Below are 11,514 nucleotides of genomic sequence, written 5' to 3' on the forward strand. Positions count from 1 at the left end.
CCTACTCGTCGAGTTTCGATGCCATGACAGCTGCTTGAGTGCGGCGTTCGACCCCGAGCTTGGTCAGCAGTCGGGAGACGTAGTTCTTGACGGTCTTCTCCGCCAGGTACATGCGCGCGGCGATCTGCCGATTGGTCAAGCCCTCGCCGAGCAGGGCGAGCAGGGTGCGTTCCTGCTCGGTGAGGGTGGCCAAGGGGCCTGTCTTCCCCGCCGCCTCGGTGCGCAGCTTGGTCATGAGAGCGGCCGCGGCGCGATTGTCCAGCAGGGACTTACCAGCACTGACGTCCCGGATGGCGGTGATCAGCTCGAGGCTCTTGATGTCTTTGATGACATAGCCGCTGGCGCCGGCGAGAATGGCGTTGAGCATGGCTTGTTCATCGGTGAACGAGGTGAGGATCAGGCACCGCAGCGCGGGGTTCGCCGAGAGCAGTTCACGGCAGAGCTCGATGCCGTTGCCGTCCGGGAGCAGGACATCGAGCACGGCGACGTCCGGACACAGCGCGGGGATGCGAGCCAGCGCCTGCGAGCAGGTGCCGGCCTCGCCGATGACCTCGAGGTCGGGCTCCAGGTCGATGAGATCGGCTACGCCGTGTCGAACGATTTCGTGATCGTCGACCAAAAAGACCTTGACCATGGGTGCGGACCTTTCGTTTCCTGTGACAGTTGCAGCCTACGGTGCGGTCGCGCGCCGTGCGATCGATGGTGATCGCCCGATCGTGGGCGCGCAACGATAACGGGTACCGGCGCATTGTCGAGTACCGTACGGCTCACCGATCCGAGGGTGAACCCGGCGATCCCGCCGCGGCCCCGGCTGCCGACGACGATCAACTGCGCGTCTTCGGCCGCGTCGAGGAGCCGCTGGGCGGGATCGCCCTCGGCGAGGATCCGCCGCACCCTGACGTGCGGAAACTCCTGGGCGTATCCGGCGAGACACGCCGACAACGTGGCTTGCGCCTGCTGAGCCTCGTCCAGCGCTGCCGGGTCGTCGCCGGTTCGGGTCCACGCCAGCAAGGCGACCACGTCGACGCCGCGCGCCGTGGCCTGTGCGAACGCGACCTCCACCGCGTGCGCACTGGCCGCGGACCCATCGATGCCGACCAGGATGGAACGGGAGCGCTCGGGAGCCGGGGCGGCGGGAACGACGACCACCGGACACATCGAGCGCCGGACGAGCGCGGCGCTGGCCGAGCCGAGAACCGCCCGGTCGAAGGCATCCATTCCGCGAGTCCCGAGCACGAGCAGCCGCGCCGAGCGCGACCTCTTGCTGAGTGCCCGCACGGGGGCAGGCCACGCGAGCTCGGTCGAGATTTCGATGGTGTTCGCTCCGGCGACTCGCCGTGCCTCGCGCTCGGCGGCGGCCAGCGCGGCGATGCCCTCGTCCAGGTATGACTGGTGGTGCAGGCCCACTTCGCCCAGCCGAGAGCCCAGGTCCCATCCTGTCCCGATGGCGTGCACCAGGTGTAGCGGCACGTGCTGCAGACTCGCTTCCTCGGCAGCCCATCGAACTGCTGCCAGGGCGAGCTGGGAGTTGTCGACGCCGGCCATGACCGGCCTGTCCCGCCGCGATGTCTTCACCGGGACACCTCGGTATCGGCGGCACCGTCTGGATGAGCCAGGGCACCCCAGTTCGAGCAGCGACGCCTGTGGCCCGTCATGCCGGCGACGATCCGTACGGGAGGGGCCGGGAGAAACCGGCGCGCGCGCTCGGCCGACGCAGCCGGTAGGCGAGCAGGCACACGGCGACGCCGAGCAGCCCGAATACTGGCTGCAGCCAGTTGAACCGGCCGATGATGAACGGCTGCAGCGTGACCCAGCCGACCAGCAGAAGGCCGCTGTACGACCCGACGATCGCCGTCCTGGGGTCGGCGCGCACCCCGAGGGCCGCGGTAGCCGCCATCGGCACTCCGACGATCGTGGCCAGGAGCAGTCCGGCGAGGATCTGACTGCTGAACGGGAGGCGGGCGGTGATCTCGTCGCCGAGGTCGACGCCACCGCCGACGAGACCGAGGGCGCCCACGAAGGCCCACAGCGCCACGAATCCGGCAGTGCCGACGAGGCCCGCGCGTAGCGCGCGTCGAGTCTTGCGTTGTTCGAAGGTGGACATGATTGTGCCTCCTGGTGAGCTACTTACTCCCACCGAGCACGTCGGAGAGAGGTCGACGGGGTGTGGGTGGTGGTCGCCGGTCGTCAGGTGCCGGACCGATGCGCAGGGCGACCTGGGGACCGGGGATGGCCGATGAGGCTGCTGAGCAGTCGTCGACCCGCGACGAGTTCGGTGATCTGGGTCAGCGCGCAGGTCGGCAACCCGGAAGCGGCGCACTCGATCGAAATAGCCGGACCTGTCGGGGTCGCGGCGCAGTGACAGTCGCGAACTGTCGAAGTCCCATCGCCACGGCTGGGTGTTGTGGATCGACGGGACGCGGCACGCCAGCTGAATCCCTGCCCGGATAGTCCACCGGCTGGGGACCGCGGGGGCTGGTCCATAGGTCATAGCGGCCAGTGTGCTCGGGACGGGCCCTTCTCCGGGACGGCCATTACGCCTGTCTGGTGAGGACCAAATGCCCTCGGTCACGTCGGCCGGAGCGACCCAGCGAGCGCGCCTCTGCCGAACCCGCCCGGCGATCGGGCGGGTCGGACGAACGGCGGGCCAACCTCGCCGCACCCGACATCGCGAACCGCTGACGGCCCGACGACCGGTTCGGTGCGGCCGCTAACGGAGGAAGAGCACTTCGATGATGACGAAGGCCGCCACGGTGAAGATCAGGAAGGCGAACCACCGCTGGAGCCGTGCGACGTCGACCCGCTGTCCATACCGGCCCGCGACGAGCGATCCGCCGATGGCGGTCGCGGTGAACGCCGCGGCGACGCGCCAGTCGAGGCTGAGATCACCGAGGTAGGCGAGCAGCCCGGAGGCCGAATTGGCGGTGACGATCACCAGGGATGTGCCGATCGCGACCGACATCTCGATGCCGAGCAGGAGGACGAGGGCAGGGACGATGAGGAAGCCGCCGCCGACCCCGAACAGTCCGGTCAGAAAGCCGACGCCGAGTCCGACGGGCACGGCACGGGAGGCGCAGCGGCGCCAATTGATGGTCGATCCGTCGACCCGGCACGCGGTACCGATGCTGTCGTCACTCGCGAGCATCCGGGTTCCAGCGGCGATCATGACCACGGCGAATCCGGCGAGGGTCAGCGAAGGGGGAAGGTAGCGGTTCACGGCGCTTCCCGCGAACGCGGCAGGAAGTCCGGTCACGGCGAACACGCCCGCGACTCGCCACTGCACGAGACCCGACCGGATCTTGGGGATGGCGCCGACCAGTGCGGAAACGCCGACGACGAGCAGCGACATCGGCACCGCCTGGCCGAGCGGAATCCCCAGTCCGTAGACGAGCCCTGGCACGGCGAGAATCGACCCGCCGCCGCCGAGGAGGCCGAGCAGGATGCCGATGACAGCACCCAGCAGCACGGAGACGAGGATCGTCAACGATGTCTCCTTCTGGACGCGGGTGTCGTGATGTCCTCGTCGGACGCTCGCGCTACTGCGCTCGATCGCCGGTGGTCAGTGCGTCGATCGCGGCCTGCAGGCGGCGGCCCGCCTCGTCGGCGATCGGCGCGAGGGCGGGTTGGTCGGTGACCTGGACGAGCAGCTGCGGATTCATCGCCTCGACCACAACGGTGCCCGGCACGGCCGCGTCCTCCCGGACGACCACATTGCAGGGCAGCAGCAGTCCGATCTGCCGGTTCGCCTCCACTGCGCGGTGCGCGAGTGGCGGGTTACAGGCGCCGAGGATCAGATAGCGCTCCATGTCCGCGTCGAGTTTGGCCTTCAAGGTGGCCTGCATGTCGATCTCGGTGAGTACACCGAACCCTTGTTCCTGCAACGCCGCTCGGGTGCGGGTGACCGCTTCGGCGAACGATGTCGTCAACGTGGTGGACAGCGCGAGGTTCATCGATGGTCTCCGTTCTGGTTGGTCCGGGTTCTGCACTGGGCTAGTGGCCGGTAGGTCGGACTCGGCAGCCGGCGCGTTCGAGTCCGACCTTCTCCATGATCAGACTGGCGGGGCACCAGCCGACGGCGGCGTAGAAGACGAGATTGACGCCGACGAAGGTCGTGAGCAGCAGCCACCAGGGCGTGAAGACGAGGGCCGAGGCCACACTCACCAGCACGATCGCTCCGGCCATGAGTGGCACAACTCGTTCGACAGTCCAGCCCTGATGTCGGGGTAGGTTTCCCACCGGGTTCACCTTCCTTGTCGTCAGGCGAGGGCGAGGAAGAGCTTTTCCAGCTCTGCTTCACTCATGGGTTCCTTGCCGTCCGCGGCGTCACCGGCCAGGCATTCGCGTAGTCCGCTGGCCACGATCTTGAACCCCGCCTTGTCCAATGCGCGGGAGACAGCTGCGAGCTGAGTGACCACGTCTTTGCAGTCGCGCCCGTTCTCGATCATCGAGATCACCCCGGCGAGCTGCCCGTGCGCGCGGCGCAGGCGGTTGAGTACCAGCGCGATACTCTCGTCATTTCCGACCATGGCGAATCCTTTCTGGGACGGACCTCAAGTATACCCTAGGGGGTATGTGTGGTGGGGTAACCCGCACCACACATACCCCGTTCGCGTCAGCCGTGCGAGAAGCTGACCTTCGGTAAGGCGCGCCGCAGCCAGGCCGGTGACCACCAGGCGGCGTGGCCGGTCAAGCGCAGCAGCACCGGCAGCAGGATCAGGCGGATGAACACCGCGTCCAGCAGCACGGCGACGCCGAGGATGATTCCCATCTCCTTGGGCGGCAGCGGCTCCGCGAGCGCGAAGGTGAAGAACACCGCGACCATCACCGCGGCGGCGGCCGCGATGATGCGGCCCGAATGAGCCAGACCCATGACATGCGCGACGTGCGGATCACCGGATTCCTCATAGTGCTCCTTGGCGGTCGCGAGCAGGAATACCGTGTAGTCCATCGCGATGGCGAAGATCATCGCGAAGAAGAACACCGGCCCCCAGCCGTCCAGAAAGCCTTGCGGGGTGAACCCGAGCAGGCTCGCGCCGTGGCCGTCCTGGAAGATCAGCTTGGCCACGCCGAACGCCGCCGCGGTCGAGAGCAGGCTCACCACGGTCCCGAGGATGGCGATGAGCGGAGCCTGGAGCGCGACCAGCAGCAGTGCGAAGCCGAGCACGAGGATGACGCCGATGATCACCGGCAGGTAGTCGTCGAGGGCTTGCTGGAGGTCGAGGTTCTCCGCCGGGGCGCCGCCGACCAGCGCCTGCGACGGCAGATCGGCGCGCAAGCGATCGAGGATCGCGCCCATCTCCGCATCCGACGGGTCGACGGCCGGGATCGCCTGGAGCATCACATGATCGGAGCCGTCCGCGCTCGGCATCGGCGGTGTGACCATGGCGATGCCCTCGGTCGTCCTGGCGGTGGCGGCGGTAGCCTCGGCATCGGCCGCGGGGGCGATGATCTGGTACATACCGGGCGCGCCCTCGCCCATCTGAGCCTGAATCAGTTCGTATCCCTGGCGCACCGAAGCGTCGGCGGGCACGACCTGTATCGAGGGCATGGCCACCTTCAGGCCGAGTACCGGCAGCGCCAACGCCGTCAGCACCAGGAGGGAGCCGATGGCGAAGGGCCAGGGGTGCCTGTGCAGCAGATTTCCCCAGGACTCGAACCGGGGTGACCGGTGCTGCTGGCGGGTGGCGTACGGCAGCGATCCAGCGTTGATCTTCGGGCCGAGTGCGCCCAGTGCCGCCGGGAGCAGGGTCAGCGTCGCGGCGAGCACGAATGCGACGGCGAGCATGATGCCCACGGCCATGGTCCGCACCGCGGGTGCGGGGACGAGCAACACGGCGGACAGGCTCACCAGCACGGTCAAGCCGGACAGGACGACCGCCTTGCCTGCGGTGTCCATCGTCTCGGCGACGGCGGCAGGGGTATCCGCGGCCTTTCGCAGCGCATCGCGGAACCTCGCGACGATGAAGAGGGCGTAGTCGATGCCGAGCGCCAGGGCGAACATCATGGCGAAATTCATCGCCCACACCGAGATCGGGGTGGCCGAGTTGAGCAGCACCAGGCCGCCAGCGGAGGCCACCAGGCCTGCGAGGGTCAGCAGCAGTGGCAGGCCCGCGGCGACCAGTGAGCCGAACGCGAGCACCATGATCGCCAGTGTCACGGGCCAGGAGAGCATCTCCGCCTTGATCATGGCGTCGTGGTTGGCCTTGTTGAACTCGCTCCACAGTGCGGAAGCGCCGGTGGGATAGACCTCGATGTCCGCCGTCGACAGCGCGGTCAGCTTGTGCCCGAGGTCGTCGACCGCCTTGACCATCTCGTCCGTGCTCGCGGCGGAGCCGGCGATCAAGACGCCGGTATGACCGTCCGGGCTGATCGTCATCCCGGGCTGGGGGGCGATGACGTCGCCGAAGCGGTCGTCGCCCTGGAGCAGGGCGATCGCCTCGGCGAGGACCTGCTGCATCGACGGATCCGAAACCGGCACGGAATCCGAGTGCACGACCACCTGCACCGCGGCGGAGGAATTCCCGCCGAAGTGCTGCTGTGCCAGCTCGCGGACGCGCACCGACTCCGAGCCGTTGGCCTGCCAGCCGGCGCCCGCCAGGGAGTTGAACACGCCCGGCGCCGCGGCGCCGAGAGCGACCAGCGCGATCAACCACACACCGAAGACCCACTTCGTGTGCGTGGCCATCCGCGCACCCCAGCGGGCCAGCGCCCCGCCGGGGATCCCCGGCGGGGCGGATCCGTGCTCGGGTTTCGATGTCGTCGGCGACAGTTCACCGGCGGATGTGGTGTTGCTGCTCAATGCGAGGCTCCTTATACGGGAGGGGGTATATTTTCGGGCGGGATCCGCCCCTGGGGAGTGGGGAATCGACAGTGAGGGCGGCAGGGCGAGCGGTGCCGCCGGTTGTCATTCGACCCGGTGGCTCATCGCGCGCCCGGCTCGGGTGGTCAGCGGCCCAGGATGCGGCCGAAGATTCCGCGGTTACCGGCGCGGTCGGCGTGTGTCTCGCAGGTGCACCGGCGCGATGCGGGCACCGAATTCATCACGCTGGCGACATGCGATCCGCAGCCGCCCCATGTGGTCTTCTTGCAGGTCGAACAGGTGACCGGGTAGCACATGAGCTCCTCCTCGGAGATGTAGAGATCTGACACCAAGATACCCCGGGGGGTACTTGCATACCCTAGGGGGTATGTGGCAATCTGTCCACAGCGGCAGCGAGAACGTGTCGTCGCGGAATGGAGGAAGCGTGATGATTCTCGAGCAGTACTACCTCGAATGCCTGTCCCATGCCTCGTACCTGATCGGCGACGAGAGCTCCGGACGGGCCGTCGTCGTCGACCCGCGGCGCGACGTCACCGAGTATCTCGACGACGCGCGGCGATTCGGGCTGACGATCGAAGGCGTGATCAACACGCATTTCCACGCGGACTTCGTCTCCGGGCACCTCGAGCTGCTCGACGCGACCGGTGCGTGGATCGGATTCGGTGCCGCGGCCGAGACCGCCTACCCGATTCGCCGGCTCGCGCACGGCGAACGCGTCTCGCTGGGCGAGGTCGAGTTGGAGGTGTTGTCCACTCCCGGGCACACCTGGGAATCGATCAGCCTGCTGGTACGTGAAAACCCGACGGCCCGGCCGACGGCGGTGCTGACCGGTGACTCGCTCTTCATCGGGGACGTGGGCCGACCCGACCTGGTCAACCTCGGTGACGGCTCCACCGCCGACCTCGCCAGGGCGATGTACCGCACCATCCACGAAACACTGCTGACGCTGCCGGATTCGGTGATCGTCATGCCCGCACACGGCGCGGGTTCCTCGTGCGGAAAGAACCTCTCCGCGGAGCTGACCTCGACGATCGGGGAGCAGCGTAGAACCAATCCGTCGGTGCAGCCGATGAGTGAGGAATCCTTCGTCGCTTTGATCACCCACGGTCAGCCGGCCGTCCCGGAGTACTTCCATGTCGACGCCGCCCTCAACAAGGGCAACCGTGCCGTGCTGGATCCGAGCCGCGCCGTTCCGTCCTTCACCGCGCGACAGGTTCGCGACGAATTGGCTTCCGGCACGATCGTTCTCGATGCCCGTACCCCGGAGGACTTCGCTGCCGGGCACCTGCGCGGATCGGTGAACGTCGGTTTCGACGGCCGCTTCGCCGAAACCGGCGGCATGGTGGCCGAGATCGGCGACCGGATCGTGCTGATCGCCTATCCCGGCGAAGAACAGAACGCGGCGCTGCGACTGGCGCGCATCGGGTCCGACGAGGCGGTCGGGTACTTCACAGTCGACCACGGCGGAGTCTTCCCGGCTGAACTGACGGATCTCGTGCAAGCCGCACCGAGGACAACCGTCGAGCAGCTGCGACAGCTACTCGACGCCGACCGGGTCGCCCTCGTCGATGTCCGCAACCCCGGCGAGCGGGAGTTCGGCTACATTCCCGAAGCGACCTCGATCCCGTTGGCGCAGTTGCGGTCCAGGATCGGGGAGCTGCCCACGGGTGTGCCGATCGTGGTGCACTGCGCGGGTGGCTGGCGCTCGAGCGTTGCCGCGTCGCTGCTCCGTTCGCTGGGCGTCGAACAGGTCAGCGACCTGGTCGGCGGCTACAACGCGTGGATCGACCACCGGGCAGCGGCGACGGCCTGACATCGGCATCGCCGTCGGCCGATGGTTCGGACCGGCGGCGGGAGAACGCCGAGGTGGCGAGCGGCCTCGAGAAACACCGCGGGTTCCGTCATGCCCATTCGGACGGCCGCTTCGGACCTCCTCCGGCCGAGCTCATCACCTCGTTCCACCATCCCTGGAGCGGACTCGGTTCCGGCCAGCGCACCGTCGTCGCTGATTCGGCGCCGTCGTCGAGCGGCAGGGGAGCGGGGTCTTCGCCACGGGCGAGCGACATGGGTACCTCCTGGTGGGACTCGGCCGGTGTCACAGTCTGGAATGTCGGGGGGAGCGGCGAGAAGTGCCGGAAGTCCGTGTCTGCCGGGCCGCACGGCTCTTCATCTACTCGAGGCGCGCCTGACATCGCTCGGCCGGACCGGCGCGATGATGTCGCACCGATGGTGTCGGAGCCGGTGCCAGGTCCGAATCGACGACGAGCCACCAGGCGGAGAAGAACGCGAGTCGCCACGCGGAGCGAGCGAGGACCGGCAGCGGCACTGCCTGCTGTCGGTCGGGGGAGTGACGAACGACCTCCGAATCTGTGCCCAATGCGCTGAGTCGGCCGGTATTGGGGCCCTGCCCGCGCGCGCCCGGGTCGGCGAGTCTGATCAGGTGAGACAGAAGGAGAACGCCATGCTGCAGAGCACGGAATCGCCGGAGGCGACTGTGCGGATCTCGTTGGGGCGGCACGTGTCCGCCGCGGCGACGGAGTACGCGCGCGAGAAGATCGGCTGCGCATTGCGGTCAGCGTCGGAACCGGTGCTGTCGGTGCGGGTTCGGCTCGTGGGTCACGCGGACCCGGCGGTCGTGGAGCCGATCATGGCGCAAGCGAATGTGAACATGGCCGGAGTCGCGGTGCGCGCGCAGGTGACGGCCGCGACCACCCGCGAAGCCATCGATGCGCTGGCGGATCGGTTGCGTGTTCGGCTGGAGCGCTTGTCGCGGCGCTGGGAAGCGCAGCGCGGTGGTGATCGCCTGCCCGCGGACACGACGGGCTGGCATCACGGGGCCGCCCCTCGGCAACGCCTGCCCTACTTTCCGCGCCCCATCGAGGAGCGTGAGATTCTGCGCCGCAAGTCGTTCGCCCTCGCGGCGGAGACCTGTGACGAGGCGGCGTTCGATATGGCGTTGCTGGACTACGACTTCCACCTGTTCACCGAATCCGGAAGCGGCCTCGACAGCGTCCTGTACCGGTCGGGTCCCACGGGGCTTCGCCTGGCGCAGCTCGACCCACGGCCTGACCAGGTGATCGAGGGCAGAGAAGCCGTCTCGATCAGTTCCGCGCGCCCACCCGAGCTCGGTGTCGACGCCGCCGTCGACCGGTTGGAGGTGACGGGATGGCCATTCGTGTTCTTCCGTGACCCGGAGCGGGGTCGCGGCCGAGTGCTGTATCACCGCTACGACGGGCACTACGGCCTCCTCACCCCTGCGGCGGTGTAGATGCGCGTCGTCGACGTGGTGGTGGGATTTCCGGCGCTGTTTCCGATCGGCCTGGTGCTTCTCGCGCCGGACGGCACCGGCGACCGGGCACAGTCGTCGACACCGTTTCGCCGCCGATCTGCTCAGTGGGCGGCGGCGGAACCGGCCGTACGGAGGCACTGAGGATGCCGATCGAACCGGACCCGATCGTCGCACGACTGCTCCGCTCCGGGGAGCCGTCCATCCGCTGGCGGACGCTCGTCGGTGTGGTCGGATTGCCGTCTCGGGATCCCGCGGTCCTCGCGGCGGTGGCTGCGGTACCCGGCAGCGAGCGCGTGGGGCGTCTGCTCTCCGAACGGCTCGCCGACGGCACCCTGCCCTTCCACCCTTACAGCGCCAAATGGCGGGGGGCGCATTGGGTGCTGGTCGCCTTGGCCGAGCTCGGGTACCCGTCGGGTGACGACGCCTTGGTGCCGCTGCGCGAGCAAGCCTTGGACTGGGTGTTGTCGTCGGAATACGAGCGGCGTCATATGGGCCGGGTTCGGGGACAGAAGCTGCCGACGTTGCACGCGTCGATCGAGGGCAACCTGATCTGGGCACTGCTGCGGTTGGGGCTGGCCGACGAGCGGGTCGATCGCCTGGCCGCCCGTCTGCTCCGTGCTCAATGGCCCGACGGCGGCTGGAACTGCGATCGGCGAGCGACCGGTCGCGTGTCGTCCTTCGGGGAGAGCCTCGTCCCGCTGCGGGCACTGAATGCCTATGCCCGCACCACTCGAGATTGTGAGGCTCGTGAGGCGGTCCTGCGCGCCTCCGAGCTGTTCCTCGGCCGTCGACTGTTCCGCCGCCGCACCGACGGCTCGATCATCGATCGGTCCTTTCTCGCGCTGCACTTCCCGTGCTATTGGCACTACGACATCCTGTTCGCGTTGACAGTACTGGCCGAGGCCGAGTTGATCGACGACCCACGCTGCGCCGAGGCTCTCGACGCGGTCGAGGCGAAGCGCTTGCCCGACGGCGGTTTTCCCGCGGAGGCCAAGTTCTATCGCGTCAGCTCCGCGCACCCCGGCGGTGGGTCGTCCCTGGTCAGCTGGGGACCTACCAGTCACCGGTTGCCGAACGAATGGGTGAGCTGCGCAGCGCTCACCGCGCTGACTGCGGCCGGGCGTCGCGGCGGGGAGCGCGGTCGGTCCTCGTGAGCTCACGGTTATCCACAGTGTCCGTGACCATGATCTCGGGAACCGCCGATGGAGTCCGATGCGTGGTAACGGCCGAATCCACGTTCTGTCGGCTGAATTTCAAGGCCGGGTCGTCGACCGGGCCGTTGCGCAGGCGTGCGAGGTCGGAGGCGTAGGTCATCGTCACGGTCCACGGGCCGGAGGTGCCCTGTTTGGGGAGCGCGTCCGCCGCCCGGCGCACGTAGCCGGCATGGAAGTCGAGCATCGGCCGA

Annotated in this window: 13 protein-coding genes and 1 pseudogene; 5 read left to right on the forward strand and 9 right to left on the reverse strand. The window is 68.2% G+C overall.

Annotation, left to right across the window (positions count from 1 at the left end):
• Position 1: 1 nt before the first annotated feature.
• The 3 genes from V8688_RS06260 to V8688_RS06270 form a co-directional block, all read right to left on the reverse strand.
• Positions 2–634: a response regulator transcription factor gene (locus V8688_RS06260; protein ID WP_218719037.1), complete on the reverse strand. Its 633-nt coding sequence runs from the start codon at positions 632–634 to the stop codon at positions 2–4.
• Positions 583–1,575 (reverse strand): universal stress protein, encoded by a 993-nt coding sequence (locus tag V8688_RS06265; RefSeq protein WP_342800398.1) that lies wholly within the window; start codon positions 1,573–1,575, stop codon positions 583–585. Before V8688_RS06265 ends, V8688_RS06260 begins: the two co-directional genes overlap by 52 nt.
• A 76-nt stretch (positions 1,576–1,651) precedes the next feature.
• Positions 1,652–2,104 (reverse strand): hypothetical protein, encoded by a 453-nt coding sequence (locus V8688_RS06270; RefSeq protein ID WP_316574462.1) that lies wholly within the window; start codon positions 2,102–2,104, stop codon positions 1,652–1,654.
• 132 nt (positions 2,105–2,236) lie between these two features.
• Between V8688_RS06270 and V8688_RS06275 the strand changes: the two genes are divergently transcribed.
• Positions 2,237–2,362 (forward strand): hypothetical protein, encoded by a 126-nt coding sequence (locus V8688_RS06275; RefSeq protein WP_255587935.1) that lies wholly within the window; start codon positions 2,237–2,239, stop codon positions 2,360–2,362.
• 348 nt (positions 2,363–2,710) lie between these two features.
• Here V8688_RS06275 and V8688_RS06280 read toward each other — a convergent pair whose 3' ends face one another.
• The 5 genes from V8688_RS06280 to V8688_RS06300 all read right to left on the reverse strand — a co-directional run bounded on the left by V8688_RS06280 (position 2,711) and on the right by V8688_RS06300 (position 6,799).
• Positions 2,711–3,484 carry a sulfite exporter TauE/SafE family protein gene (locus tag V8688_RS06280; protein WP_218719040.1) on the reverse strand — a complete coding sequence of 258 codons (774 nt, stop codon included), beginning with the start codon at positions 3,482–3,484 and terminating at the stop codon, positions 2,711–2,713.
• 52 nt (positions 3,485–3,536) lie between these two features.
• On the reverse strand, positions 3,537–3,950 hold the full coding sequence (locus V8688_RS06285; protein ID WP_218719041.1) for a DUF302 domain-containing protein: 414 nt from the start codon (positions 3,948–3,950) through the stop codon (positions 3,537–3,539).
• 40 nt (positions 3,951–3,990) lie between these two features.
• Entirely contained in the window at positions 3,991–4,245 is a 255-nt protein-coding gene (locus tag V8688_RS06290; protein WP_308248522.1) for a DUF2892 domain-containing protein, read from the reverse strand.
• 11 nt (positions 4,246–4,256) lie between these two features.
• Positions 4,257–4,526, reverse strand: coding sequence for a metal-sensitive transcriptional regulator (locus V8688_RS06295; RefSeq protein ID WP_067487809.1), 270 nt, complete (start codon positions 4,524–4,526; stop codon positions 4,257–4,259).
• Between the two features lie 86 nt (positions 4,527–4,612).
• Entirely contained in the window at positions 4,613–6,799 is a 2,187-nt protein-coding gene (locus tag V8688_RS06300; RefSeq protein WP_342800399.1) for an MMPL family transporter, read from the reverse strand.
• 448 nt (positions 6,800–7,247) lie between these two features.
• Here V8688_RS06300 and V8688_RS06305 point away from each other — a divergent pair, with 448 nt between their 5' ends.
• The 4 genes from V8688_RS06305 to V8688_RS06320 all read left to right on the forward strand — a co-directional run bounded on the left by V8688_RS06305 (position 7,248) and on the right by V8688_RS06320 (position 11,263).
• A complete protein-coding gene (locus V8688_RS06305) occupies positions 7,248–8,633 on the forward strand; it encodes an MBL fold metallo-hydrolase (RefSeq protein ID WP_218719044.1) in 1,386 nt (461 codons plus the stop codon).
• A 534-nt stretch (positions 8,634–9,167) separates the two neighbouring features.
• Positions 9,168–10,088 carry a sigma 54 modulation/S30EA ribosomal C-terminal domain-containing protein gene (locus V8688_RS06310; protein ID WP_342800400.1) on the forward strand — a complete coding sequence of 307 codons (921 nt, stop codon included), beginning with the start codon at positions 9,168–9,170 and terminating at the stop codon, positions 10,086–10,088.
• Complete coding sequence (locus V8688_RS06315) at positions 10,089–10,250, forward strand: hypothetical protein (protein WP_342800401.1); 162 nt, start codon at positions 10,089–10,091, stop codon at positions 10,248–10,250.
• A gap of 2 nt (positions 10,251–10,252) precedes the next feature.
• Positions 10,253–11,263 (forward strand): hypothetical protein, encoded by a 1,011-nt coding sequence (locus V8688_RS06320; RefSeq protein WP_342800402.1) that lies wholly within the window; start codon positions 10,253–10,255, stop codon positions 11,261–11,263.
• Here the strand turns inward: V8688_RS06320 and V8688_RS06325 are convergent.
• Positions 11,208–11,514: pseudogene (locus V8688_RS06325) on the reverse strand (hypothetical protein); the annotation flags it as partial. The gene V8688_RS06320 and the pseudogene V8688_RS06325 sit on opposite strands and share 56 nt — an antisense overlap.

This window comes from Nocardia sp. No.11 (assembly GCF_038752175.1).
Lineage (GTDB): Bacteria > Actinomycetota > Actinomycetes > Mycobacteriales > Mycobacteriaceae > Nocardia > Nocardia canadensis.